Origin of the sequence: Sphingopyxis sp. USTB-05, assembly GCF_023822045.1 — a bacterium.
Classification (GTDB): Bacteria; Pseudomonadota; Alphaproteobacteria; order Sphingomonadales; family Sphingomonadaceae; genus Sphingopyxis.
Genome location: NZ_CP084712.1, coordinates 3,896,532 through 3,921,422, shown reverse-complemented (window position 1 = coordinate 3,921,422; position 24,891 = coordinate 3,896,532). Strand labels below are relative to the sequence as shown.

The following is a 24,891-nucleotide window of genomic DNA, read 5'->3' as shown; positions in this document are numbered from 1 at the left end:
CGGCGCTTCCTCAATGGAATGCTTCACGTGCTGCGGGTCGGCTGCCCCTGGCGCGACATCCACGAGCGTTACGGCAAGTGGAACTCGGTCTATGTCCGCTTCCGTCGCTGGGCCGAACAGGGTGTCTGGGATGCCCTGCTGCAAACCCATCGAACGACTGCGCTTCGCGATCCTGCATGAGGAACCGTGACATCTACACGTCCTCCCAGCTCAATTGAGACGTCGGATTCGACCAGTATTGAATGCGCGTTGATCGCGTGGACTATCCCTCGCACGCCATTTTCATTTCTAGCATGGCCAAAACGAATACGAACAGAGCCTTCGCCGGTTTCCGGATCGTTGATAAACTTTAAAATCGCATCGATCGCCACGTGACAGCCCTGCCCAACCACCAAAAATTGGAATGTTATTATCGATTTTCAGCTGCACTAACGCTTTATAAGCTCTGATCGATATACCAGAATTTTCCGTAGGACGAGTCTCATTTGCTGTTGTTCAGCGCACAGCGAGTGACCGGCCCCCACCGAGTGGTCCGGTTGGATTGTTAGTGCATTGACGCCTCCATCGCGTCCAGCGGTTCTAGAGAGTCGTTACCGGGCGTTATTCTCTCGGCGGATACCGCCCCCTCAAACCAATACGATTGACCAAGATAATGCCGCTCAAAACCGGCCGGTCATCGACGCGCTGGCCGCAGCCCTGTGCTGTGATCGATCGCTCCTGCTTGGCCGAAGGTGCCAGAATTCGCCTAATGGCCTAGCCAGTCCCGCAAAATGGCTTCACGATCGGCGTCTGTGGCAGGAGGTTCTTGCCCAATATTGGCAGGAGTCACCGAGAATCGCGGTGCGGGTGCTGCCTGCGCATTGGCCGTGAAGGTGCCGCGGGCCTGATTGTGCGGATGTAACGGAGCTTCACTTAAAGAAAGAACAGGTGCGAAACAGGCATCGCTTCCCTCGAGCAAATCACACCATTGCGCTCGAGTTCGCGTCGCAAAGATTTCTTCAAGAGCTCGAGATATCTCCGGCCAAGATGCGGTATCATCCCGACGGTCGAAGAGCGGGTCGACAAGCCCAACCCGTTCGCGAAGCTCCGTCCAGAATTGAGGTTCGATTGCGGCAATGGATATCCAACTCCCATCGGCACAACGGTAGCAGCGATAGTAAGGAGCGGCTCCGTCGAGAAAGTTTGCAGACCGCGAGTCGTTCCATTCGCCGCGGGCTTTGAGACCATAAAACAACCCCATCAGCGAGCTTGCTCCGTCGCTCATTGCGGCGTCGACGACCTGACCCTGGCCAGTCGCCCGCGCATGGCTAAGCGCCGCCAGCAAACCCATGGCGAGATAAAGTGATCCACCACCGAAATCGCCTACGAGGTTCAAGGGCGGCAGCGGTGGGCCATCCGCAGAGCCGATGGCATGGAGCGCGCCCGAGATAGCGATGTAGTTGAGGTCATGGCCAGCGGCTTGGGCTAAAGGTCCAAATTGCCCCCAACCAGTCATGCGCCCATATACAAGCTTGGGATTGGTCGCGAGCATCGGTTCCGGACCGAGCCCAAGACGTTCCATCACGCCGGGTCGGAATCCTTCGATTAAGATCTCGGCGCGCTTGATCAAGTCAACGGCCATGTCTCGGTCCGCCGACTGTTTCATGTTGAGCGCAATCGAGCGTTTGCCGCGTGCTAGAACATATTCCATCGGCGCATTCGGCCGATCAATTCGGACAACATCGGCTCCCATGTCTGCCAGCAGCATCGCGGCAAATGGTGCGGGACCAATTCCGGAAAATTCAATAACGCGAAGGCCTTTGAGCGGTCCCGCTGATGTCATAATTGTGCACCTTCCTCAGTCCGTCACAAGCTCGGCGCTGGTTGCAAGATCGCCACCTCGACGTGCGGCCGAAGAACTTGTTGCTCAAGCAGGCATTGTACCGGTCGGATGGCGCAAGATCGCTTGACCGTCGCCGCCTTGCTGCCGGGCAGATGACGCTTGGCTGATTGAACGGGCTCCTCGTACAGCCTTAGCCATGCTCAGTTCGCCCATTGCCCGGAACTTCAAGACTGCTGCCCGCTGCACTGATGGCAAAGATTGCAAGGGTCAGATTGTCCTTCCGGTTCCCGCCCAGTGTGGTTCCTTCAGCAAGCGACGCAGGATCTTGCCGGAGTCTTCACGAGGCAGGGTGGAGTGGAATTCGACGTGCCGAGGAGCCTTGAAAGCTGCGAGCTTGCTGCGGACAAAGGCCCTTACTTCCGAGGCATCGGGTCCGCCAATGTCGGCAGGCTGAATCGCCGCGCAAACGGCTTCTCCAAACTCTGCGTCGGGTACGCCGAAGACGGCCGCGTCTGCGATGCCTGGATGGGAAAGTAGAACGGCTTCGATCTCCGCTGGGTAGATGTTGACCCCTCCCGAAATGATCATGTCGTTTGCTCGATCGCAGAGGAACAGATAACCATCTTCATCGAGAAACCCGATATCGCCGATCGTGACGAAGCCTTCGCGCTCGATTGCAAGGCGGTCAGCATCGCGACCATGGTAGGTAAAGTCCGGGAAACTGGTTGAACGAATATACACATGGCCAGGGGTCCCGGCTGGGACCTCATTGCCCTCGTCGTCAAGAATGCGGATCGCGCAGCCATCCATTGCACGACCGACAGTTCCGGGCTTGCGCAAGGCTTCTTCGGAATTGTGATAAACGGCACCACCAGTCTCGCTGCCGCCGTAGTATTCGTGAATGATCGGCCCCCACCAAGCGATCATGGCTTGTTTGATCTCAGGCGGGCAGGGCGCTGCGCCGTGGGCCACAAACCGAAGCGATGACAGATCGTATTTCGAGCGCACCTGCTCGGGAAGCTTAAGAAGGCGCACAAACATAGTCGGTACCAAGTGAACATGAGTAAGTCGGTGATGCTCGATGAGCGCTAGAAGCCCTTCGGCGTCAAAACGCGGTTGCATTACCACCAACTCACCGACACGGCCCGCTACCAATGCGTACGTGTTGGGTGCGGCGTGATAAATTGGTCCAGTTATGACTGTACGTATTGTCTGACCAGGGACAAGACCGAGCGCCGTCGCCATCAGCGCGGCCATGCGTTTAGCCATCTCAGCATCTGCCGGCTCTCGTTTCACGCCCTTTGGTTTGCCCGTGGTTCCCGACGTGTAAATCATTCCGAAGCGGGTGATCTGCGGTTCGCCTCGCCATTCGGCATGCTTGTCACGCCAGCTCGCCCATTCATCGATTGTCGAGACCGGACTGCCGTAGGCCTCGGCGACCTCTTGCGGGACAGGACAGACCAGGATCGGCAATGAAAGTGACGAATGGTCGCCGAGAACCGGAAGGAGATCCTCGTGAGCGACAATCAGTTTGGCACCACTGTCGGCAATCACGAACAAGGCTTCATCGCTGCGGAAGTGCCAGTTTACTGGTACGACATTTGCCCCCAGAAGGTTTGCTCCAAACGAAATTTCGAAGAAAACCGGATCGTTGCGGAGCAGGATTGCAACAGTGTCACCAGCTCCAATGCCCATCTCGGCCAATCCAGTCGCCACCTTGGCAGCGCGCTGGTCGATGGTACTGCCGGTGATCAGGTTTGATCCACTGATGACGGTTGCAGTCATGGAAGCGCGACCTCCGCTTCGCCGGCCAGAGTTTGCACGTCGCCGCCGATCGTGGCCAAGATCTTCAGGCGAGCCCGTCGCTCACCATCCACTTCGAAAAGCTCGACGACCTCACCGTTGCAGGAAACGACCGCCCCAACTGGGGTGATTGAGACAAACCGGGCCTTCCAGGAACGCAATTGGGCCTGGGGCATCCAGCCGGTAAGTAGTTGCGCAAGGTAAGCCATCGACAGCATGCCGTGTGCGAAGACGTCTTGCATGCCGGCAGACCTGGCAAAGTCTATGTCGACATGGATTGGATTGTGATCGCCAGACGCCCCCGCAAACAGCGCGAGGGTGGTGCGGGAGATCGGCGGCAGCACGTGCTCCGGCAAGCGGGTGCCGACTGAGATCACTTCTGGTTCGTCAGCCATGTCGCACCACCAGGGTTGTCTTGAGCAGCGCACATTCGTCTCCCTTGGTATCGGTGACGGTCATATCGCGCACTATGAATTCGAGCAGTCCGCCCTTTCTGTCATAGGCATCGCTGATCTTCGTTTCGATCGTCAGCTCTTCGCCAGCATAGGCCATTCGCCGATACTCAAAGCTTTGTTCTGCATGGAGCACTTTTGCCAGGGGAACCTTAAGGTCATCGAGCCAGAAGGTTTCAGACGGCGCAAGCAAATCGAGCGTGAACAAATAGGTTGGGGGCAACGGGAGTCCCGGGTGTCCCGCAGCCTTGGCAGCGGACACGTCGCTGTAGACCGGATTGGTCTCGCCCGTGGCCTTTGCGAAGAAACGCAGGGCACCTTCCTCGGCAACAATCGTTCGTTTCGGCCATGTTCTTCCGATTACCGACAGGTCAACCATCTCAAGCAGCCTTGTAAAGGGTAACGACGCAGGCGCCGCCTAGACCGAGGTTATGTTGCAGCCCGACCTTCGCTCCCGCAACCTGACGTTTGTCGGCATCGCCCCGCAATTGCCAGACGAGCTCGCTACACTGCGCGAGGCCCGTGGCGCCAAGCGGGTGTCCCTTGGAAAGCAGCCCGCCAGAAGGATTGGTTACAGTCCGACCGCCATACGTGTTGTCTCCGTCGCGGATGAACTTTTCCGCTTCTCCCGGTGCCGCCAGCCCGAGAGCCTCGTAAGTGAGCACCTCGTTGGTTGTGAAGCAATCGTGCAACTCGACCACCGGCACATCCTTGGGGCCGATGCCTGCTTTCTCGTATACCTGCAGGGCAGCGTCACGCGCCATATTGAACCCGACCGCATCGATCAGGCTGCCATTGCTGAAGGATTGCTCTGGGTCCGTGGTCATGGCCTGCGCGGCTATCTCAACATAGCGACCCGGATTGGCTCGCTTGAACTTCTCTGAAACGATGATCGCAGCCGCCGCTCCGCAGGTGGGTGGGCAGCACTGCAGACGGGTGAGGGGGCCAAAGATCGTAGGTGAGGCCATGATTTCATCGGCTGTAAGCGGATCGCGGAAGATCGCGAGCGGGTTGTTGAAGGCGTGACGGCGGGCCTTTTCCGCTACGAGAGCAAAGCTTCGGCTCTCGAAGCCGGTGCGCCTTTGATATTCGGCGCCGGCACCGCCAAACAGCCGGGCAGCTGGTGGCCTGGTGTTGTCGTCGCCTGGCGCCTGCTCTGCAATCCTGACGTAGTTTTCCAGGATCGAAGGCCGGTCCGTAAACATTACATCCAGCGCACCGGGCATCATTTGTTCAAACCCAACGGCCAAGGCCACATCGACCGCGCCGCTTTCAACTGCCTGGCGCGCAAGGAACAGCGCGGTGGAGCCGGTTGCGCACGCATTGTTGACATTGATAATTGGAATGCCAGTCAAACCGACCGAATAAAGCGCTTTCTGGCCCGAGGTAGAATCGCCATAGACAAAGCCGGCATAGGCCTGTTCGACCTTCGAATAGGCAATTCCCGCGTCGGCAATAGCCGCGCGTACCGCTTCAGCACCCATCAGATCGTATGTTTCGCTTCGCCCAGGCTTGGTGAAGGGGACCATGGCGACACCGGCAACGTAAACCTTCGACACGAGAACTCTCCTCTGTACTTTCGGCCCATTTATTGACCGACCGGTCGTCAAATGCAAGCGCCTTTTGTGGCCGCACGGCAGGTCCAGCGAGGCTGAGTTCATTCTTAAGATGGTGCGGGGAACAGGCCCTGGCGAAAGGGGGCTCAATCTAATTAGACTAAATGTTCGGGCGATGGCGGGCTGTACCCAGAAAAAGCCATCAGGCTACATCGCGGCCGAATTTGAAACGAAGGCGGATTACTTGACAGCCGCGACAACGATGATCTCGACCTTACAACCCGGCCGTGCAAGCCGAGACTGACCTGTAGCGCGCGCAGGGGGAGCCTCGCGATCGATCCAGTTGTCCCAGACGGCGTTCATTTCCTCGAAGTCCGCCATGTCGGCGAGCCAGATGGTCGCGAAAAGCACGTGCGACCTGTTGCTGCCGCTCTGCTCGAGCAGTGCATCGATCTTGGTAAGAATGTCTTGGGTCTGGTTGGCCGCAGATTCGCCAGGCACCCCAATCTGGCCGGCAAGGTATATCGTACCGTTGTGGATCACGGCCTGGCTCATCCGGGGGCCGCTGTTCAGACGTATAATGCTTGCCATGATGGTTCCTTCTGCTTTTGATCCAATTCCAGTTCCGCGAGGTCCATTGGGCGCGGCAGTTGACTGGGGGCTCTGTTGCCTTGGACAGGCCGCCAAGCGGATGGCGAATTGCGGCCTATCGGTAGTATATCACTCGAGCAACAGGTCAGCGCGCCACGCTGGCAGCGCCAGCGCTTCGACGATCGCCGCGTCTGCGACTGCGGTATCGGTTAGCTCGCCTTTATCGATCATGTTTTGGGCTGCACGGCGAAGTTCGCCGCGATCAGGCCCGATTTTGCGAAACCTCGCCAACGCAATGTCGCGTTCAGGGTGGCGGGCAAGCGCGCGGCTGGCAAAGAAGTATCGACGCAATACACGCGACTGCCGCGAGGCTCTCAGAGTCTCAAACGAGGTGGCTTCAAGGGCCAGTCCAGCCTCAAGTCCGTGTTCCACACCTGCGCGTGCAGCCTCAAGGGTTGCCTGCGGAGCCTGCCATTCGGGATCCAGTGCAGTTTCATAGCGACTGATTGCGGCAAGTGCCGCTTGGGCTGGTTCGCCTGCGATGTTGCGAATCGGGCGTTTTGAGAACCTAGGAGCCATCGTCACTGCCATCTGCAGATCGCCAACCGCGTCGACGAAGCCGATTTCCTGCGCTTCCTTCAGGTCAATTGGCTCGGCTCCGATCAGGAGTTTGAGGGCGGCCGGCATGCCGACCAGTCGCGGCAAGAATTGCGTACCTCCAAAGGTTGCCAACAGCCCAAGCTTGACTTCCGGCATGCCAAAAAGTGTGCCCGGCGCCGCAATCCGAAAGTCGGCGCAATAGGCAACAACCATACCGCCACCCAGCACCATACCGTGCATCACGGCGATCACTGGTTGCGGTGCGAGCCGGCAGGCTTCCTCGAGCTCGAGCAGTCCGGGCGCTCGCACCGGATGTTCTAGTTCGGCAATGTCTGCTCCAGCGATGAAGTTACGTCCCTTGCCAACTATCGCAATTGCCTGCGCCTCACTGCGTCCAGCTTCGGCAACTGCGGCAATGAGCTGACTGCGCGCTGCGTGCGACAAGGCATTGACCGGTGGATTGTCGATCTCGATGCAGGCCACTGGGCCACGCTGAACAAGCGATACAGGGGCAGTCATTGAGCCTCGCAGAATCAAAATGCTATCATCGTTGGATTATCCGAATTCCACCGCCATTATGGCCATCCTTTGAATTTAGGATAGCGTTCGTGATTTCGCTGCTGGGCGATTGAAACAGCTTGCCTGGTATCAAAAGCTGCCCGGTCGCGCCGCGTCATGGCTATGCATAGCTATCGAGCCCTGGAATGAGCCTGCAGTTCCAGAAAATGCATCATGACCATGTCTCGACACGCAGCCCTGGGCCCGGCTGATCCTAAGTCAAGGCTGTGAGCAGAAGTGAACGAGGTGATCGGTGCAGCAGAGTTGAAGAGGCGGGCGGCCTCGGTGGGTCTGAAAGCCGCACGCCTCTATCCGATCCCTTCGGGACTTTCGTCCAGAATCGCTAACCTGGGATCCGGGATTACTAGAACTTCAAGCTTGCTCGAACATTCCACATCCGCGGCAGGGACAACTGAACGTTTTGATTTGCCCCTACACCCGGAAAGCCGAAACCGCCCGGACCGACAGAGACCGGAACCTGGTTGTTGAACAGGTTGCTGACATTGAACGCCAGCCGGAAGTTTTTGTCGATCTCGGCTTCGATCGACATGTCGACGGTGTCGCGAGACGGGATCCGCAACGCGGCGCTGTTATCGCGATCCTGGAAGAAGCCATCGACATAGCTGTATTGCGCGCGCCCGCCCAAGGTGAGCCTGTCATTCACAGGCACTCGCAATGTGGCGGTGAGGCTGGCTGTCAGTTCAGGAGAATTCGGAATACGGTTGCCGTCGAAGATCAACGGGGCGCCGCCGGCCGTGGTATCGCGGTAGTCCTTGAACCGCGCGTCAGCGTAGCCGAGCGTTCCGACAACCGTGAACGGCTTGAAGGGACGAACCTTGACTTCCCCTTCGAGCCCACGGATTCTCGCGCTCGCAGCATTCGAGACAACCGCGATCAGCGCCCCGCCGCCGCCCAGTACTGGCACAAGTTTCGCGGTCTGGATGTCGCCATAGTTTTGCTGGAAGCCGGAGAATGCAAAGCCCAGATCACCGTTCAGAACGTCACCCTTCAAACCAACTTCATAGTTGGTCAGCTGCTCGCGATTGAACCGCAACTGTTTAAACGAGGTGATCGAGAAGCTCGTTACGTTGTCGAGGTTCCAGCCCCCGCTCTTGTATCCGCGCGACACCGTCCCGTAGATCGATACGCTCGGCGCAAGCTTGTAGCGCAAGGTAACAAGGGGCGAGAAATCGGTATCGGAACCAGCATCGGTTTCACGTGGCAGGGTGGGCGCAACGAACGGGAAGCCTTGCTGACGGAAGTCGAGGGTCTGATTCTCATAGGTCAGTCGTGCCCCGAGCGTCAGCGTTAGGCGCGGTAGCGCCTCCCAATCAGCATTGACGAAGCCTGCGAAGGATTCCGATCCTACCACCCCGCTCGTAGAACCGGTCAGCCCCCTCAGGAATCCCGGGACGTTGGTAATGTTGCCGAAAGTGCTCGAGGCATAACCGTCAACCTCCTGCTTGAAATAGTAAAGGCCGCTGACAAAGGAAAATTGAGGCCCCAGCTTGCCAGCAAGGCGCAACTCCTGGGAGAATTGCCATTGATCCTGCTTTTTTTGGCTGTCCACGACTGCCAATGGGCCGAAGTCGGGATCATTATTGCGCAACGAGGAGGCGGTCCGGTAGGCGGTAATCGAAGTCAGGGTCAGGTCAGTTGAGGTTGACCAGTCGATCTGACCGGAAACACCGAATAACTCGCGTTTCGCAATCGGGGGAAGGTTGGTGTTGGTCTTGTAGGTGCCAGTGACAGCGCCATATCCGCTAATCGGCTGCGGTACAGGAGCAAGCTGGTCCTCGTTCGTATAATCTGCTGACAGCAAGACCGATACATCGCTGTTTGGCCGCCATAGGGCCTTGATCCGCCCGCCGACGGAATCGATGTTGCCGATATCCTGCCCATCGAGGACGTTGGTGATATAGCCGTGCCGAGTGGTCCGGAAGCCACCGATGCTGATTGCAAGCTTGTCTTCGGCAACGGGTCCGGTCAGGAAGGCAGAAAATCGACGTTCGTCGTAACTGCCGAGTTGCACTGTTGCATCGCCGCCGAATTCGAACTCGGGCTTGCGGGTGGTAATGCTGATCGCGCCGGCAATCGAATTGCGGCCGAAAAGCGTTCCTTGGGGACCCCGCAGGAATTCAACCCGCTCGGTGTCAAACAATTCCTGGTTGAAGCTGTAGAGCTTACCTTGAACTACCCCGTCGACGTAGACGCCGACACCGGAATCGAATCCCGCGTTCACCCGCGACTGACTGGCGACCCCGCGCACGACGATCAGCGAGAGAGAATCGTTGCCATTGCTGATGTTGACAAGATTCGGGACCGAGTTGGCCAGGTCGAGCAGTCGCAGGGATGCTTTCGCATCGATATCGCCAGCTCCGAGAGCGCTGATCGAAAGCGGCACATCGACAATTCGCTCATCCCGCTTGCGGGCTGTTACGACGATGGCGTTGTCGTTGATCTCCGGCTCGGTTGAAGGCGAATCGGCCTCCTGCGCGAAGGCTGGCGTGCTGATCAGAACAGCACCGAGAAAAAACGGTAACTTACGCATCGACCCTTCTCCCCTTGATTACCCCATTAGCGGCGCGGGCTAGCATTGATCGACCGTTCGGTCAATTTATAAACAGCCGACCGGCTGATCAATGATCTATGGGGCGTGGAATCAAAGATCACCACGGCTAGCTGTCGCACAAGAGCTCAATTCGAGCCTCCTCGGGTGGCTATATGCCGATGGGCTTGGCCGGGCTTTGCCTTGCGCGAGATCGGTCTCTCCTGGGATCGCTAGATGAATGGGCAATCAGCCCACCAGCCAAGGCAGCTGCTTGCGCCAGACAAGCGCGATCGGGTCAAAGAGCGGACCCGGCAGTCAAGGATCAGCGATTCCGGTTGCATTATCCGTCCGGACGGTTAATTCATAGTCCATGTTTTGATCAGTCAGTTTTCTGTGGGGCAAATGGTAATCCGAATGACACAATGCAGATATCGCGACCTCGGGCTGACGATCGGGCAGCTGCCGACGGGGCCGCTAAATGCGATAACCGATATTGCCGGGGTCCGAGTTGGGCACGTAACGCGGATTGCAGACTCGCCGCGTATCTTGCGGACCGGTGTCACTGCCATCCATCCGCTGCGCGTGCCCTACTGGCAGGAATCGGTCTTTGCTGGCTTCCATTCCTTCAATGGCTTCGGCGAAGTTACCGGCAGCCATTGGATTGCTGAAACCGGCGTTCTCACCTCACCAATCTGCATGAGCTCGGCTTTTTCGATTGGGGTCCTGCGTGACACGCTGTTGGCTCATCCCAAGCAGAACGGCATTGATGACCGATGGCACCAACCGATGGCCGGCGAAACCTTCGATGGCGTGCTCAATGACGGTTGGGAAGGGCCGATTATCCGGGCAGACGTCGTCGCAGCGCTCGATGCTGCCACTGGCGGACCGGTCGCCGAAGGTTCAATTGGTGGCGGCACGGGCATGATGACTTTCGAATTCAAAAGCGGGATTGGGACTTCATCAAGAGTAGCGGCCACCCCCTGCGGTAGCTTTACCGTCGGCGCTCTTGTTCAATCGAATTTTGGTAATCGGTCCGAGCTTACCGTCGATGGTGTCCCGGTCGGTCGGCATCTCGGCTATGAGGTCGTGGATAGTCCCCAGCGGCGCGATCAGGGCTCGATCGTGATCATACTCGCAACAGATGCGCCGCTGTTGCCGCCGCAATGTGCGAGACTGGCACGCCGCGGCGGCATTGGCTTGGGCCGAGTCGGTGGGTTCGGATCAAATAGATCGGGCGACTTCATAATCGCCTTCTCAACCGGAAATCGCGTGCCCTTCAATGATGTCGCGATCGCAGAAGGCCTTCGCATGCTGCCAAATGAGGCCATGAACCCGCTCTTTCGCGCTGCCTCAGAAGCGGTCGAAGAGGCAATCATCAATTCCATGACCATGTCGGACTCGATGACCGGCGCCGATGGAACAATTGTGCATGCACTGCCGAACGACAAGCTTGTCGAAGTGATGCAACGGTATGGCCGCGGGCCTGCGAGTGCGACATGAACTGTGCGGATGTGCTAGTAATCGGGGGCGGGATCGCCGGCATGTCAGCTGCCGCGGCTCTGGCAAGTTACGCGCGCGTGGTGGTGCTCGAAGCTGAACAGGCGGTGGGTTATCATTCTTCCGGGCGTAGCGCGACATACTACCATTTTGGCATTGGCAACCATGCAGTGCGCGCCATGACCGCCTATAGTCGGGAGTTTTTCGAGCAACCGCCAGGCGATTTCTCGGACCAACCATTTTGCAGACCGACACCAGCGCTGTTCGTGGCTCGCCCAACAATGGTGGAGGCGCTGGCTGGGCTCGAAACCGAGATGCGGCTGTTCACCGATACGATCGAGCGGGTTGACGAAAAAGTCATGCAGGCAATGGTGCCAGTACTGAAGACTGGCGGAGACGACATCGTCGAAGGAGTGGTCGATTACGGCGGTCGCAGGCTCGATGCCGATCGATTGCTGCAAGCCTATGCCCGAAGGATCAAGCATGGCAATGGTGAAACCGTTACCGGATCCCGTGTCGTGTGTATCGATTACAAGGCAGGGTTGTGGCAGGTGACAACCGAACGCGGTCAGCAATATGCTGCGCCAGTGCTAATCAATGCGGCCGGAGCTTGGGCGGATCATGTGGCCGGGCTGGCAGGCGTGCGGCCCCTTGGTCTTGAGCCAAAGCGGCGGACGGTGATTATGTTCGACCCCCCGAACGGGATCGACGCCAGCGAGTGGCCATTCGTCAAGGCCGCAGTCGACGACTTCTACATGATCCCGGAATCCGGGCGGATTCTGGCGTCGCCAGTAGACGAAGTCGATAGTCCTCCCACCGACGCTCAGCCTGAGGAATATGACCTGGCGCTGGCAGCGTGGAAGGTCGAGGAATATACGACGATGACAGTGCCGCGGATCCAGCATCGCTGGGCAGGGCTGCGCTCTTTCGTCTCTGACCGTGTCCCAACGGCCGGGTTCGCGCCCGACGCCGATGGGTTCTTCTGGCTGGCGGGGCAAGGCGGATACGGCTTGCAGACAGCGCCGGCAATGGCAGCGATTGTGTCTGCGCTCGTAACGGGAGGGTCATGGCCGGAAGGCCTTGCAGCTTTTGGTTTGACACCGGATCAGGTCCTGCCGGATCGACTGGTGGGTAGGGAGGTCTCGGTATGACCAATGTAATGCGCCGACTGCTTGGCCGTGAATACCCTGTCGCCGTTGGAGGTGATGGACCCTATGTCATCGATGCTGCCGGCCGGCGCTATCTCGATGCCGCGTCGGGGGCTGGGGTCTCGTGCCTAGGCCACAGCGCCACCCGGGTGGCGGATGCTATTGCCGCCCAGGCGCATACCATGCCCTATCTCTATAACGCGTACTTCACCACGGATGCGGTCGAACGTTTCGCCGAAGCGCTGGTTGCCGCGACGCCGGCCGGGCTCGACTGGGTATATCCCGGTTCAGGCGGATCAGAATCGATGGATGGCGCGCTCAAGCTTGCGCTGCAGTTTCATAATGAAAACGGTGAACCCGGTCGAACCCGCTTCATTTCCCGGCGTCAGAGCTATCATGGATGTACGATTGGAGCACTCGGCGTTAGCGGGAACCTCATCCGCAGATCGCTCTTCGAGGGCTTTCTACCCCCGCATCATTTTGTCTCGCCTTGCTATGCTTACCGTGAGCAGAGCAGCGGGGAAACTGAAGCCGAATATGTCCGCCGGCTCGCAGACGAGCTCGAAGACGCCATCATTCAACTTGGTCCGGAAAACGTCGCCGGATTCGTTGCGGAAACTGTCGTCGGCGCCACTGCGGGATGTATTCCGCCGGTTTCGGGCTATTTCCAGGCGATCCAGGCGGTCTGCCAAAAGTATGGTGTCCTGCTCATTCTCGATGAAATCCTGGCAGGCGCCGGACGCTGCGGAACCTACCTTGCATGCGAACAGGATGGGGTGGTCCCTGACATCGCCGTTGTCGCGAAAGGCCTTGGTGCCGGCTATCAGCCGCTTAGCGCAATCCTTGTCAGCGACCGGATCGTGGCAACCTTAGCTGGAGGTCGAGGGTTCTTTTTCCATGGCCATACCTATAACTGTCACGCGACCGCCGCCGCGGCAGGCCTCGCTGTACTGCAGGAAATCGAAGAGCAGGACCTTCTCGCCGATGTGCGCCGCCAGGGCGAACTCCTGCGGGATTCCTTGAACGACAAGTTCAACCAGCATCCCCATATCGGCGATGTGCGCGGGCGGGGGCTGCTACTCGGAATTGAACTTGTCGCCGATCGGGAGAGCAAGGAGCCATTCGCCCCTGAGCGAATGGTTTGGAACGCAATCCAGAGCGCGGCGATGGACAGAGGTCTGCTGTGCTATCCGGGGTTCGGGACAGTGGATGGTACTCAGGGTGACCACATCTTGCTTGCTCCCCCGTTCATCATCACCGAAGCGCAAGTGGGCGAAATCGTTGACAAGCTTGCGTCGGCGATCGACCGAGCAATTGCGGGTACGGCCTGATGCGCAGACCACTCATCGGTGTCACGGCTGATGTCGAATTGCGAAGTGATGCGCGGCAACTTCATTATTTCGCCAACCAGGCCATGATGGCAGCCCTGTCGGGCGCTGGCGCCCTGCCGGTGATGCTCCCGCACGAGGCCGAGCTCATCGATGACTATCTCGGTGTGCTGGACGGCGTGCTCATTTCCGGCGGTGGGTATCAGTTTCCCCACCCCCAGCTTATCGATCCCTCAACTGTTAATCAGGAACCAGCGGAGAAAGTCGCGCGGACTCGGTTTGAATTGGCTCTAGTGCAGCGCGTGACGGAGCGCGATCTACCTCTGCTCGGTATCTGCGGTGGGTTCCAGGTCATGAATGTCGCCGCTGGCGGCACAATCGTTCCTTCACTCAAGTCGGTGCGTCCCGAATGGCACATGCATCGCGATGCGGCGCCCTATGAAGAGGCGGCGCATGAAGTTATCGTCACGCCGGGGAGCCGTTTTCGCGAAATCGTTGGTCGCGACCGTCTGCCGGTAAACAGTCTGCATTCGCAGGGGGTTACCGAGGCAGGGGTCGAAGCGAGTGCAGCCGCAGTTGCTCCTGACGGCGTTGTCGAAGCGATCGAGCGACGGGATCGATATTTCTGGATAGCTACCCAGTGGCACCCGGAATTTCACATTTCGGAAGCTGATCGCTGCCTGTTTGACGCATTCGTCGCTGCAGCGGCTGCCCGATAGATTGCAGCACCGAGCTCAGGAGCCCCTGAGAAGGGCGAGTGCAGAGGTCAGAGCTGCTTGAGTGATCGGATCGCGCATCCTGTCAGCTTGAGCCTGGGCCTCGGCTATTAGTCCTGCTTCCGCCTCGCTGGAAGCTAACAAGGATCTGATGGCGCCATGCGTTCCGCGCGGAACCCCCGCCAGCTTGATCGTCAGTTTTTGCACTGCATCGGCAAGTCCATCGGCGGGTACGACAGTTTCCGCCAGACCCAGGCTAAGGCATTGCTCAGCAGACAGCGAGCCTCCAGTCATCAGCAGGGCGCGTGCCCGCGCCGCACCCACTGCCGCGATCAGGCTGCGGTTGATGCCCGTGTCAGGAACCAGACCCAGCCGAGCGAACGGAAAGAGCAGCCGTGCGCTGGAAGACATGACCATGATATCCGCGAGCAAGGCGATTCCGGCGCCCGAACCTGCAGCAGCACCGTCAACAACAGCGACGATGGCGACCGGAGATCCGGCGATCGCCGCCGCTAGCCGTCCGGTTTGGTTTGCGACGATTGCGGCCAGTTCATCGGCAGGGCTGTCGGCCAGAACATCGAGCGCAGCTCCGGCCGAAAAGATTCCGTCTTTCCCGGTCAGAACAATGACCCCAACACCCTCGGTTACGGCCAGATCGTTGATCAGGTCGGTGATGCGACCTAGGTCAGCCGGCCCAAGCGAATTGCCCCGCTCGGGCGATGCAAGGCGTGCGATCGCGATCGGTCCGTCGCGTTCGACCTCGAGCGCGATCGCATACCCTTTGCTCATGCGCCTTCCATAATCTTCTGGAATGGTGCCATCCCCGCTGCAAAGTCACCTGGTGCCTCTGCGTCAGCGAAATCAATGATCGTCGGCCATGCGTCGCGAACCTGTTCCGGGGCGAAATCTTCACCGCCTCCGATTCGTTCGCCTCGGCTGCGTTGCCAGCGCAGCTTGCTCACCCAGCCGCCGCCGACTTCGAACAGGCCGCCAGTCTCGCTGCAGGTCTCGTGGGTCAGCCAACCGACAAGCGGGCTGACAAGTTCTGCGCGCATCGGAGCGAGCTGTTCAGGTGTCATGACTGTTCGGGTCAGGCGCGAATCCGCCGCCGGTGCAATCGAGTTGACATGAATGTTGCGGGCGCGTCCTTCAACCGCGAGGGCTTGGGTGAAACCGTGGAGCGCAAGCTTGAAAGTGCCATAATTGACCTGGCCGAAGTTGCCATAAATCCCAGCGGCCGAAGAAGTATTGATGATCCGGCCGTAGCTCTGGTTGCGCAGCCGCGGCCAGGCGGCATGAACGATCCGGAATGCTCCCAGCATATGGACGTCATAGAGATCACTCCAGTCCTGTTCGGTCATCTTGTGAAAGCCGACGTCACGCAGAAACCCGGCGTTGTTGACGATGATGTCGACCTGCCCGAAATGATCGAGCGCTGCTTCGACCAGCCTGGAACCATCGATGACCGAGTCCGTGTTAGCTACCGCTTCGCCGCCGGCCGCGCGGATCTCCTCGACAACCTTAGCCGCTGGTCCAGTGTTAGCCCCAGCGCCGGCCGCCGACGATCCGAGGTCGTTGACAAGGACGCGCGCGCCTCTGCTGGCGAGCATTAGGGCATGTGCCCGCCCCAAGCCGCCGCCAGCGCCAGTGACAATGGCAACCCGTCCATCATAGCGAAGTGTATCAGTCATCAGTCTTCCCTTCGGATAAAGAATTTTTAGCCACCGTGGCGATTTTGAAAGGCCGCTCCTTTGCCCCGCTTCAGTCCGTGCAACGAACGGTGCAAGCGCCGGCGCGCCTGCCGAGACGATCAGGTATTTCGCCCCACTTGGCCCTCGCCGCGCGTGGCCCGCAGTCGAATGCTGGCAACGGCCTCCACATGAGGTCACTCTTACACAGTCCGACAAAACGGCCCCGCTGCAAGACGTGGCTGCGACCGGCAATTGCGAGGAATTTGGGACGGGAACTGTTCCGGGGTGCGGAATCACTGGCTGCCGGTGCGCCGAAGCAATCGGCCGGTCGAGCTTGTGCCCCTCTGGTGTGCGTGATCACGCCGGATTCTCATTGAACGGGCGAGCGGTATCGTCGCGCTTGGCCGCCGGCAGACCCAGCACACGCTCTGCAATCACGTTGCGTAGGATCTCGTCCGTACCACCCGCAATCCGCATGGCCGCGCCAAAACTCCAGGACCTCTCAACAGCCTCCCAGCCTTTGCCCAGGGCGTCCCCGGCAAGCGCTCCTTCCTGTCCGCGCAGGTCAAGCAGCAAGTTGGCAATCAACTGCGCCTGGCTGGCTATCACTAGCTTGGTGATCGATTGCTCTGGCCCGGGCAGCTGGCCGCGACCTAGGTACGTCAAGGTTCGGTAGGTGAGCAGCTTGAGCCCGCGATCATTCAAGTATGCTTGGGCAATCATGTCGCGAACAAGAGGATCGTCGCTTGCGCGTCCGGTTGATGTTTCGAGGCGCCCGCTGAGATCGATCAATGTCGATGAATCGATCAGCCCGATATTCGCACCGACATTGAGTCGCTCGAACATGAGCGTCGTCATTGCTCCTGCCCAGCCGCCGCCTGGCGCGGTCAAACGAAACTCGTCCGGGATTACAACACTGGACAGGAAAACTTCGTTGAACTCGGCGCCACCATCGAGCTGCCGGATTGGTCGGACCTCGACGCCGGGCGCGCGCATGTCGACAATGAAGAGCGTCAGCCCGGCATGTTTGGTCGCGCCGGGATCGGTCCTTGCAAGCACAAGGCCATAGTCAGAGAACTGTGCTCCGGTGGTCCAAACCTTCTGACCCTCGACAACCCAGTGGTCTCCAGCCTTCACGGCCTTCGTTCGCAAGGCAGCAAGATCAGAGCCGGCGGCAGGTTCCGAGAATAGCTGACACCAAATCTCGTCACCATTGATCGCGCGGGCAATGAACCGCTCTTTGACCAGATCGCTCCCAAGTGCGAGTAAGGTCGGCACGCACATACCGAGTCCAATTTCATAGACGCCAAATGGGACGTCGTATCGCTCTTCTTCCTGCCGGAAGATAACCTGCTGAGCGGTTGTCCCGCCACCTCCGCCATACTCGCGTGGCAGTGCGACAGCGGCGTAACCGGCAGCGGCCTTCTTACTTTGCCAATCCCGAGCTGCAGCCACAAGTGTTGCATCATCAGACCAGGAAACCCGCCCCCGACCGCGCGCTACCGGTGCATGACCGGCAAGCCACTCCCGTGCAAGAGCGCGGAACTGGGCATCGACGGGAGAATCGGCAAAGTCCATCTGCAGGCCTTTCAATGCAGCGCGGCCTCGCCGGCGATCAGCCTAGCGGCTAAATGCGACCGCCACTCGATCGCAGGTCCGTGGCTGGCCGCAAGCGCTCGGGCCCGACGGTAGAATAAGTGTGAGTCTGCTTCGAAAGTGAAGCCGTAGCCGCCATGGACCTGTAGCGTTTCTTGCGCGGCAAACAGATAGGCTTCGGTCGCAGCAGCACGAGCCGCGGCAGCAGCGAGCGGCAAGTCGCTTGCCCGGGCACCAAGCGACCACGCAGCATACATTGCATGCGCGCGTGCGATCTCAATCTTGGTCCAGATGTCGGCCAGCTTGTGCTTGATGGCTTGGTATGAACCAATGCTTTGGCCGAAAGCCTGGCGTTCGCGCGCATAAGCAATCGCCCCATCGAGAGCTCGGGAGGCTCCACCAATCTGTTCGAAGGCAACGCATACAACTGCGTGGTTGAGCGCGAAATCGGAAGTGTCGTCGGCCATGGGAGTGGCTGGAGTATTCCGAAATGTGATGCGGCAGAGGGGGCGACCCGGATCCAGGCTCTCTAACGCCTCCCGCTCGACGGAGTTTGCGCCCAGGTCGACAAGCCACAGCTGATTGTCGGCCTGGACAATGGCGACTGATGCATCGCTACCGCCAGAAACAGGCGAAATAGCACCCGAAATGCGATCGCCCAGGGTAGCGAGCGTTGTATCTGTCGCTACGCAGGCTGTCGCTGCTCCGCTAGCGAGTACAGGCAGCCAGCGAGCCCGTTGCTCGGGCGACCCGCACGACTGGATCAAGGGGGTGGCGTAATACAATGACGCGGTCGGCACTGCAGCCACCGACCATCCAATTGCTCCTGCAGCCAGGCAAATCGGGACCGGCCCGAGGTCGTGGCCACCAAAATCCGCCGATATGCCGCTGGCTAGGATTCCCAACTCGCCGAGCAGTTTCCAGGCAGACTGGTTAACTTGGCCGCTGTCGACAGTTTTCCGCGCTGCTTCCAGTGGTGCAGCTACGTCGAGAGCGCGCCGCAACTGGTCGGCAAGGAGCCGGTAATCTTCGGAAAAATCGAACTCCACCTAGCTGTCCTCACTGCAGTCAAGCGCTGATGCGATATCCTTCGCCATGAGTCGCGCTATCCCATTAATCGAACGGTCGGTCAATGGATGATCTGACTTGCGCCTTGCTCGCAGGACCGGCGTTTAACGGCGCACGCGGACTGCCAGAGACCAGTAATGATGTCCCGACAGAAATGCTGCGCCGTGACTCTTTGGGTGACCACCTGCTACCACTGATCAGCTCGGTGCAGTTCAGAGCATGGAAGATGATCAAGGCCCGGTCTTACTTGAGGCGCTTCTGCGCCCCCCTTATCACGCGACCCGGCCGCGCACCTGTCGCTTGCCCGTGGCAATAGACAGGCAACCCACCAACATAGACGCTCTCGACCCCTCTGCTTGGCTGGACCGGGTTTTCGAAGTCGGCGGCGTCGGCAACTGTAGCCGGATCCAGCACAACCAGATCTGCCACGGCGCCAGCGGCAATCACGCCGCGCCCGGCCATTCGAAACCGTCGCGCTGGCAAGCTTGTCATTCGGCGGATCGCTTCCTCGAAAGGAAATAGACCCTCCTCGCGCGCGTAACGTCCGAGAACTCGCGTGAACGTCCCCCACAGTCGAGGGTGAGGACGAATACTGGTGGTAGTCCCGTCCGAACCGATCATCGCGTCAGGGGAGGCAAGGATGTGGCGCAGGTCATTCTCGTCCATGCAGAAGTAAACCGCGCCGCCCGGCGCCAGTGCGGTCAGCGCCGCCTCGCCGCTGATACCTAGTTCGGCTGCGACTTCATCAAGTTCTCGGCCTGCAGCATCAGGCTTAGCGGCACTCCACGTGATAAGAACGCGCTTCGAGAGGCGGTAGAGGTCAAGATTGAACGAACTAGCAGCCGCAACGTAAGGGTAGACATCAAACGCAACTTCCTGCCGAGTTGACGCCTGGACAATCCTGCGCAGCGTTTCAGGCGCCCGGCCGAAATTGGCCTCGCCCATGAGCTTGTGATGCGAAATGATCAGCGGCATTTCCGCACGTTCGGCGATAAGGAGCGCCTCATCAATTGCGGCATCGATGGCACCAGCCTCATCGCGCAAGTGGGTCGCATAGATACCGCCGTACTCGGAGACAACCTCCGCAATTGCCATCACCTCTTCCATCGGCGCAGCCCTGGCAGGCGGATAGAAGAGCCCTGAGGACATACCAATCGCCCCGGCGGCCATGGCCTCAGCGGCCAGTGAGCGCATCGCCATGCGCTCACTGGCGGTTGCAGGACGATCGAGCCTGTCCATCGTCGCGGCGCGAAGGGTGGTATGACCGACAAGCGCGGCGACGTTGACCGCGGGTGGTGCGCCTTCCAGTGCGTCGAGATAATCGCGGAAACGTGCAAAGCGGAAGTCAGCCTTGGCGGCGACTTCTGCGAAGGGGGAATGGAGCTCTCCGGAGGCGACGAAGGGGGCGAGACTCACGCCGCAGTTTCCAACGACGACCGTGGTTACCCCCTGGCTGACCCGGGGAAGCGCCGAAGGGTCGGCGAACACGAAGTGATCGTCATGAGTATGTGCGTCGATGAAGCCAGGACAAAGCGCTCGGCCTGCTATGTCGATTGTCTCGCGCGAACGCCATCGAGAAAGGTCTCCGGTCGCAACGATTACCCCGTTTTCGACTGCCACATCCTGGATCACGCCGCGCGTTCCGGTGCCGTCGATGACGAGGCCGCCGCGGAACAGCAGGCTGCACTCCAGTGATTGCATCATCGCAGTCCAGCAACTGCAGTTAGCTCGGCCCGAGCCTGCGCTTCGCGCAGGACCCGCAGCACGTTTCCTCCCCAGAACTTGCGGAGATCTTCCGCCGTGAAGCCGGCCGCCAGCAAGCGCTGGCTTATCCGTGGATAGTCACTCGCTTCGTCGAAGCCATCGATACCGCCACCACCATCGAAATCACCCGACAAACCGACATGATCGATACCGACAAGCGCGACAGCGTAGCGGATCTGAGCGACCAGAAGATCGAGATCGGCGCGCGGCGCCGGATTTTCACGTTCGATCTTGAGCACAGTGGCGCGCTGCTCGCGAAGCTCGGCGATGGTGGCGACCGGTTGCCCGAGCAAAGCGCGGGCCGGTGCGCGTCCAGGACTGTTGGGCACGCCGAGATGGCTCGACACGGCATTGATCTGAATGACACCGCCCTTCGCGGCAAGCGCACGCAGCCTCGTGTCGTCGATGTTTCGAGGATTGTCAGCAAGGCTTTTGAGACTGCTGTGGGACAAGATGATGGGCGCGCTGGAAAGCGCAAGAATATCATCCAGCGCCTCCGGAGAAGCGTGTGAAGCATCGATCAGGATACCGAGTCGATTGGCCTCGGCTACCCACCGGCGCCCAAGCGGAGACAGGCCATGCCATTCTGGCCCATTGTCGGGATTTGAGCTGTCCGCCAGATCATTGTTGCCGACGTGGACCGGGCCCATCATCGTTACACCGAGCGCACGGAAGGTGTGCATCAACGACAAATCCTGGCCGATTGGATAACTGTTCTCCATACTCATGAAGACGGCCCGCTTGCCCGATTTGACGATCTTCTCGGCGTCGTCTGCCCGTGTTGCAAGTTCAAAGGCCTCATGGTGTCGCGCGACCATGTCCCGAATTTCAAGGGTGCGCATCAATGCTTCATCGCGCGCCACGGTGTAACCTGTCGGGGTTCTCGGGCCCTGCTCGGTGAAGACGACGAAGAAGCCACCATCAAGCCCGCCATCTCGCATGCGCGGAAGGTCAACCTGTGTTCCGTCTACCGAAAGCGAGTGGCGATCCATAATCGACCAGCCGACAACGTGCAGCAATGCAGGGGTGTCGATATGAGTATCGAGCACGATTGCGTCGCGGTGTGCCGACTGCATCGGGGCTCCATTGCGAGCGAATACGACAGAGGATGCCACCAGCGCAGCTGCGCCTAGGATGATTGCACGCTTTCGCATCAGGAAATCCCTCTCTTTGATTGACCGACCGGGCGGAATATGAAATATCGCTTTGCCATCAAATGCGCTGGAAATCCAGCGGTTCGATTGGCTGAATGAGCGAGGCAAGATCTGATGACTGCAACAAAGCTTTTCCTGGCGCTGACGGTCGCAATGCCAATGGCGACTTCCCATGTCGATCCGAAGGAGCTCGATGCGGTATTTGCTGATATCCGGCCGGATCAACCGGGCTGCGCTTATGCTGTGGATCTGCGCGGCAAGGTTCTCTATCAGGGCGGCTTTGGACTTGCTGATCTAGCCACCCGCGAGCCGATCACACCCGCAACACGCTTCGAACTGGCGTCAACATCGAAGCAGTTCACGGCCGCTCTCATCCTGATCTTGGTACAGGAACGCCGACTTAAATTGGCGGCATCTATCCGCACCTATCTGCCTGACCTCCCTAAGGTCTACGATCCGGTCACGGTCGCGGACTTGTTGCACCACACCAGCGGCATTCGCGAGTATTTCGATGCATTCAGGGCACGCGGAGACGATGAGAGCAAACCCCATTCCCGCGAGGAAGTGCTGGCCTTCGTCAAGGCGCAACGCGGACTCGACGGCCCACCTGGCCGTCGTTTTTCCTACGTCAACACCAATTACTTCCTGCTCGCAGAAATCGTGGAACGCCTAACCGGAAAGTCATTTCCGGATGCTGCGCGGGAGCGGCTCTTCATTCCGGCGGGCATGACGGAAACTCGCGCAACGCTTGATACGACCAGTCTCGTTGCAGGTGACGCGCGCGGCTATCAAATCGACAAGAACGGTAGCTTTGTCTCCGCAGCCTGGACCTGGCAAGGCTATGGCGACCGCGGCGTGCGGACTAATGTTGGCGATCTTGCTCTTTGGCATGGGGCATCGCTCGCGGCGACAACCGGCGGTGAGGCACTCGAAGTGGCCCGCCTCGCGAACGGGAAACTGCGTTCTGGCAGATCTGTCGATTATGCCGGTGGGTTGTTCGTGGATGATCGGCAAAGCGAGCGTGTTGTGTCGCATTCGGGCTTGGTTGTAGGCAATCGCGCCATGGATGTGCTGTATCCGGACAGCGGCATTGGTATCAGCGTGATGTGCAATCGCGACGATATCGCGCCAGCTGAGCGTGCGCGCAAAATTGCTTTGCTCGTGAAGCCGGGGGCGCCCGATCCAGCATTTGATCGCGCAATTGATCCTGCCGAAATGAAACGCCTGGGGAAAGTTGGCGACCTGCGCTCCGCGCCTGACGGCTATTATCGCGATCCCTTGTACGGACAGTATCTCATCGTCGCTCACCGAGACGGTGAGCCGATTGTCAGCTACAATATGAGAGCTGAGAAAGTGACGCGCCGCCAGGACGGCATCTACCGCGCGCGCCGGGGTGTTCTGCTAAGCTATGCAGTCGCACAGGTTGGAATCGAGCGTGTCGTTCAGTGGACTGAAAGTGGACCCATTCCGTACGATTATGTCGGAACTGGCGCACTTGAAACCAAGTTGTTTCGGCCCGGACAATATCGCAGCGATGAGCTTGGCATCACTGTGACCCTGTCAAGAGATCTGAAGGGATGGTCGTTGGATACTCCTGCAGGTGCAGTGCCTTTAGAGGCTGCGCTGGCAGATGACCTTGTGGGCCCGGACGCTGCATTTTCGTTGCATGCTGTTGGTCCTCAAATCTTTACATTTCACACCGTCAATCTGAGCGGGATAGAGTTCAGACGGCTTCCGTAGCTCGCCGCGAGCGCTTGCCGATCGCGACGAAGATCGTTGCTGCCAGCAGCGGAAACACTGCGCAAAGCAGGAAGAAGTTGCCATATCCGAGTGCAGGTTCGGCGCGCCCCATCAATCCGGCAAGAAAATTGCCAGCGGCTCGCGCGCTATACCAGAACGCGATGGTGACTGCACCTCGCCCTGCAGGCGCTAGGCGCGCAAACAGACTGAGACCGACCGGAAGCACCCACAACTCGCCAAAGGTTACCATCAGAAAAAATGCTGCAAGAACAGGCCAGAAAATCTGACCGGGTTGCCCGAGCTGGATGATCAAAGCGAGCCCAATAAAGGCCGCGGCCATGATGCAGCTACCAATGGCCATCCTGAAATAGTCGTTCTGCGAGCCACCTCTCGCGGCGGCCTTACGCCAGCCCCAGACGAGGAGCGGGGTGAACAGAATGACCCCCAGCGGATTGAGCGACTGAAACCAGGTATAAGGGATGGTGATATCTGCCCCTAGCGAACGATCGACCTGGCTGGCGGCGAAAAGCGCGACAGTGTTGCCGAGTTGCTCATAAGCGACCCGCAAGACGATTACTGCTGCAAGGACACCTGCCAGGAGCGGGATGACGGACTGGCTCGCCTGCGCCACCGGCGTTTCGTCGACCAGATGGGACGCTGCTCCAGGTCGGTCTGGAGGCAGAAGATGGCGTCCGGCGAGAAAGATAACGATGGCTGCTGCAAGCCCGGTAGCGGAAGCGAGGAAGCTGTACCGCCAGCCGAAATTCTCTCCAAGCGTGCCGCAGATCAGCGGTGCCAGCAGCGCACCAGCGCTCACTGCGAGATAGTAGAAGCTGAAACTGCGCTGGCGATCGGGGTCGTTCGGCGAGAAAAGAGCACCCAGCGTAGCGGGCAGAGTTGGAAGAAACAGGCCATTGCCAATGACAATTGCGGCGAGGCAGCCCGTAACGTTCGCGCCAAACAAAAGGCCGATGTACCCGGCCATCTTCAGCAATGCGCCACCGACAATTGCCGCCGATCGGCCAATAAACCTATCGGCGATCCACCCACCTAGGATTGGCGTTACATAGGCTACGCCGAGGAACGTCCCATAGATAAGTGAGGCGTCCTCGGTCGAATAGCCCAGGTCCTGCGTAAGGTAGTAGACCAGTACGGTTCTGAGCCCGACATAGGAGAAGGCCTCCCACATTTCCGTCGCAGCCAGCAGTAAGACCGCTGGGTGATCCCGAAATGTTTTCGGAACCCACCGGGACATG

Annotated in this window: 21 protein-coding genes and 1 pseudogene; 6 read left to right on the top strand and 16 right to left on the bottom strand. The window is 59.2% G+C overall.

Features of this window, described 5'->3' with window-relative positions; all coding sequences use genetic code 11:
- The first annotated feature begins 27 nt into the window (after positions 1-27).
- Positions 28-180 carry a transposase gene (locus KEC45_RS18120; protein ID WP_252171222.1) on the top strand — a complete coding sequence of 51 codons (153 nt, stop codon included), beginning with the start codon at positions 28-30 and terminating at the stop codon, positions 178-180.
- Positions 181-603: 423 nt separating this feature from the next.
- On the opposite strand, the pseudogene KEC45_RS18115 reads toward KEC45_RS18120, so the two are convergent.
- From KEC45_RS18115 to KEC45_RS18075, 9 genes and pseudogenes are all read right to left on the bottom strand, one after another.
- Positions 604-687, bottom strand: a pseudogene (locus KEC45_RS18115) (IS5/IS1182 family transposase); the annotation flags it as partial.
- 58 nt (positions 688-745) lie between these two features.
- On the bottom strand, positions 746-1,822 hold the full coding sequence (locus tag KEC45_RS18110) for a CaiB/BaiF CoA-transferase family protein (protein WP_242774080.1): 1,077 nt from the start codon (positions 1,820-1,822) through the stop codon (positions 746-748).
- Between the two features lie 267 nt (positions 1,823-2,089).
- Entirely contained in the window at positions 2,090-3,607 is a 1,518-nt protein-coding gene (locus KEC45_RS18105) for an AMP-binding protein (RefSeq protein WP_242774088.1), read from the bottom strand.
- The gene (locus KEC45_RS18100; RefSeq protein WP_242774092.1) at positions 3,604-4,020 is read right to left on the bottom strand and encodes a MaoC/PaaZ C-terminal domain-containing protein; all 417 of its coding nucleotides are present in this window, start codon (positions 4,018-4,020) and stop codon (positions 3,604-3,606) included. The genes KEC45_RS18105 and KEC45_RS18100 overlap by 4 nt, the downstream gene beginning before the upstream one ends.
- Positions 4,013-4,456, bottom strand: coding sequence for a MaoC family dehydratase N-terminal domain-containing protein (locus tag KEC45_RS18095; protein ID WP_062186642.1), 444 nt, complete (start codon positions 4,454-4,456; stop codon positions 4,013-4,015). Before KEC45_RS18095 ends, KEC45_RS18100 begins: the two co-directional genes overlap by 8 nt.
- Position 4,457: 1 nt before the next feature.
- Complete coding sequence (locus KEC45_RS18090) at positions 4,458-5,636, bottom strand: lipid-transfer protein (protein ID WP_242774095.1); 1,179 nt, start codon at positions 5,634-5,636, stop codon at positions 4,458-4,460.
- 237 nt (positions 5,637-5,873) lie between these two features.
- Positions 5,874-6,224 (bottom strand): RidA family protein, encoded by a 351-nt coding sequence (locus KEC45_RS18085; protein ID WP_242774099.1) that lies wholly within the window; start codon positions 6,222-6,224, stop codon positions 5,874-5,876.
- A gap of 129 nt (positions 6,225-6,353) precedes the next feature.
- Positions 6,354-7,343 (bottom strand): enoyl-CoA hydratase/isomerase family protein, encoded by a 990-nt coding sequence (locus tag KEC45_RS18080; RefSeq protein WP_252171221.1) that lies wholly within the window; start codon positions 7,341-7,343, stop codon positions 6,354-6,356.
- A 403-nt stretch (positions 7,344-7,746) separates the two neighbouring features.
- Entirely contained in the window at positions 7,747-9,933 is a 2,187-nt protein-coding gene (locus KEC45_RS18075; protein ID WP_242774116.1) for a TonB-dependent receptor, read from the bottom strand.
- Between the two features lie 414 nt (positions 9,934-10,347).
- Here KEC45_RS18075 and KEC45_RS18070 point away from each other — a divergent pair, with 414 nt between their 5' ends.
- The 4 genes from KEC45_RS18070 to KEC45_RS18055 are packed head-to-tail and all read left to right on the top strand — an operon-like array spanning position 10,348 to position 14,625.
- Entirely contained in the window at positions 10,348-11,433 is a 1,086-nt protein-coding gene (locus tag KEC45_RS18070; RefSeq protein ID WP_252171220.1) for a P1 family peptidase, read from the top strand.
- 41 nt (positions 11,434-11,474) lie between these two features.
- The gene (locus KEC45_RS18065) at positions 11,475-12,581 is read left to right on the top strand and encodes an FAD-binding oxidoreductase (protein WP_193749243.1); all 1,107 of its coding nucleotides are present in this window, start codon (positions 11,475-11,477) and stop codon (positions 12,579-12,581) included.
- Positions 12,578-13,909 carry an aspartate aminotransferase family protein gene (locus KEC45_RS18060; protein WP_242774122.1) on the top strand — a complete coding sequence of 444 codons (1,332 nt, stop codon included), beginning with the start codon at positions 12,578-12,580 and terminating at the stop codon, positions 13,907-13,909. The genes KEC45_RS18065 and KEC45_RS18060 overlap by 4 nt, the downstream gene beginning before the upstream one ends.
- A complete protein-coding gene (locus tag KEC45_RS18055; protein ID WP_242774126.1) occupies positions 13,909-14,625 on the top strand; it encodes a gamma-glutamyl-gamma-aminobutyrate hydrolase family protein in 717 nt (238 codons plus the stop codon). The genes KEC45_RS18060 and KEC45_RS18055 overlap by 1 nt, the downstream gene beginning before the upstream one ends.
- Before the next feature lie 15 nt (positions 14,626-14,640).
- Here the strand turns inward: KEC45_RS18055 and KEC45_RS18050 are convergent, their stop codons facing one another.
- The 6 genes from KEC45_RS18050 to KEC45_RS18025 form a co-directional block, all read right to left on the bottom strand.
- Positions 14,641-15,411, bottom strand: coding sequence for an enoyl-CoA hydratase/isomerase family protein (locus KEC45_RS18050; RefSeq protein ID WP_242774129.1), 771 nt, complete (start codon positions 15,409-15,411; stop codon positions 14,641-14,643).
- Positions 15,408-16,313: an SDR family oxidoreductase gene (locus KEC45_RS18045; protein ID WP_242774132.1), complete on the bottom strand. Its 906-nt coding sequence runs from the start codon at positions 16,311-16,313 to the stop codon at positions 15,408-15,410. The genes KEC45_RS18050 and KEC45_RS18045 overlap by 4 nt, the downstream gene beginning before the upstream one ends.
- Positions 16,314-16,670: 357 nt before the next feature.
- Positions 16,671-17,891 carry an acyl-CoA dehydrogenase family protein gene (locus tag KEC45_RS18040; protein WP_242774135.1) on the bottom strand — a complete coding sequence of 407 codons (1,221 nt, stop codon included), beginning with the start codon at positions 17,889-17,891 and terminating at the stop codon, positions 16,671-16,673.
- A gap of 11 nt (positions 17,892-17,902) precedes the next feature.
- The gene (locus tag KEC45_RS18035) at positions 17,903-18,958 is read right to left on the bottom strand and encodes an acyl-CoA dehydrogenase family protein (RefSeq protein WP_242774137.1); all 1,056 of its coding nucleotides are present in this window, start codon (positions 18,956-18,958) and stop codon (positions 17,903-17,905) included.
- A gap of 262 nt (positions 18,959-19,220) precedes the next feature.
- A complete protein-coding gene (locus KEC45_RS18030; protein WP_242774150.1) occupies positions 19,221-20,681 on the bottom strand; it encodes an amidohydrolase family protein in 1,461 nt (486 codons plus the stop codon).
- Positions 20,678-21,817, bottom strand: coding sequence for a dipeptidase (locus tag KEC45_RS18025; protein WP_242774153.1), 1,140 nt, complete (start codon positions 21,815-21,817; stop codon positions 20,678-20,680). Before KEC45_RS18025 ends, KEC45_RS18030 begins: the two co-directional genes overlap by 4 nt.
- Before the next feature lie 192 nt (positions 21,818-22,009).
- Between KEC45_RS18025 and KEC45_RS18020 the strand changes: the two genes are divergently transcribed.
- Positions 22,010-23,635, top strand: a complete 1,626-nt coding sequence (locus KEC45_RS18020; protein ID WP_242774156.1) for a serine hydrolase — start codon at positions 22,010-22,012, stop codon at positions 23,633-23,635.
- Here the strand turns inward: KEC45_RS18020 and KEC45_RS18015 are convergent.
- On the bottom strand, positions 23,619-24,890 hold the full coding sequence (locus KEC45_RS18015; RefSeq protein ID WP_242780670.1) for a peptide MFS transporter: 1,272 nt from the start codon (positions 24,888-24,890) through the stop codon (positions 23,619-23,621). The two genes, KEC45_RS18020 and KEC45_RS18015, sit on opposite strands and share 17 nt — an antisense overlap.
- Between the last annotated feature and the right edge of the window lies 1 nt (position 24,891).

Excerpts from the sequence above, each read along its gene's own strand:
- KEC45_RS18110 (WP_242774080.1), bottom strand. The coding sequence starts at position 1,822 with ATGACATCAGCGGGACCGCTCAAAGGCCTTCGCGTTATTGAATTTTCC.
- KEC45_RS18105 (WP_242774088.1), bottom strand. The coding sequence starts at position 3,607 with ATGACTGCAACCGTCATCAGTGGATCAAACCTGATCACCGGCAGTACC.
- KEC45_RS18100 (WP_242774092.1), bottom strand. The coding sequence starts at position 4,020 with ATGGCTGACGAACCAGAAGTGATCTCAGTCGGCACCCGCTTGCCGGAG.
- KEC45_RS18095 (WP_062186642.1), bottom strand. The coding sequence starts at position 4,456 with ATGGTTGACCTGTCGGTAATCGGAAGAACATGGCCGAAACGAACGATT.
- KEC45_RS18085 (WP_242774099.1), bottom strand. The coding sequence starts at position 6,224 with ATGGCAAGCATTATACGTCTGAACAGCGGCCCCCGGATGAGCCAGGCC.
- KEC45_RS18080 (WP_252171221.1), bottom strand. The coding sequence starts at position 7,343 with ATGACTGCCCCTGTATCGCTTGTTCAGCGTGGCCCAGTGGCCTGCATC.
- KEC45_RS18075 (WP_242774116.1), bottom strand. The coding sequence starts at position 9,933 with ATGCGTAAGTTACCGTTTTTTCTCGGTGCTGTTCTGATCAGCACGCCA.
- KEC45_RS18070 (WP_252171220.1), top strand. The coding sequence starts at position 10,348 with ATGACACAATGCAGATATCGCGACCTCGGGCTGACGATCGGGCAGCTG.
- KEC45_RS18065 (WP_193749243.1), top strand. The coding sequence starts at position 11,475 with ATGTCAGCTGCCGCGGCTCTGGCAAGTTACGCGCGCGTGGTGGTGCTC.
- KEC45_RS18060 (WP_242774122.1), top strand. The coding sequence starts at position 12,578 with ATGACCAATGTAATGCGCCGACTGCTTGGCCGTGAATACCCTGTCGCC.
- KEC45_RS18055 (WP_242774126.1), top strand. The coding sequence starts at position 13,909 with ATGCGCAGACCACTCATCGGTGTCACGGCTGATGTCGAATTGCGAAGT.
- KEC45_RS18050 (WP_242774129.1), bottom strand. The coding sequence starts at position 15,411 with ATGAGCAAAGGGTATGCGATCGCGCTCGAGGTCGAACGCGACGGACCG.
- KEC45_RS18045 (WP_242774132.1), bottom strand. The coding sequence starts at position 16,313 with ATGACTGATACACTTCGCTATGATGGACGGGTTGCCATTGTCACTGGC.
- KEC45_RS18040 (WP_242774135.1), bottom strand. The coding sequence starts at position 17,891 with ATGGACTTTGCCGATTCTCCCGTCGATGCCCAGTTCCGCGCTCTTGCA.
- KEC45_RS18030 (WP_242774150.1), bottom strand. The coding sequence starts at position 20,681 with ATGATGCAATCACTGGAGTGCAGCCTGCTGTTCCGCGGCGGCCTCGTC.
- KEC45_RS18025 (WP_242774153.1), bottom strand. The coding sequence starts at position 21,817 with ATGCAGTCGGCACACCGCGACGCAATCGTGCTCGATACTCATATCGAC.
- KEC45_RS18020 (WP_242774156.1), top strand. The coding sequence starts at position 22,010 with ATGACTGCAACAAAGCTTTTCCTGGCGCTGACGGTCGCAATGCCAATG.
- KEC45_RS18015 (WP_242780670.1), bottom strand. The coding sequence starts at position 24,890 with ATGTCCCGGTGGGTTCCGAAAACATTTCGGGATCACCCAGCGGTCTTA.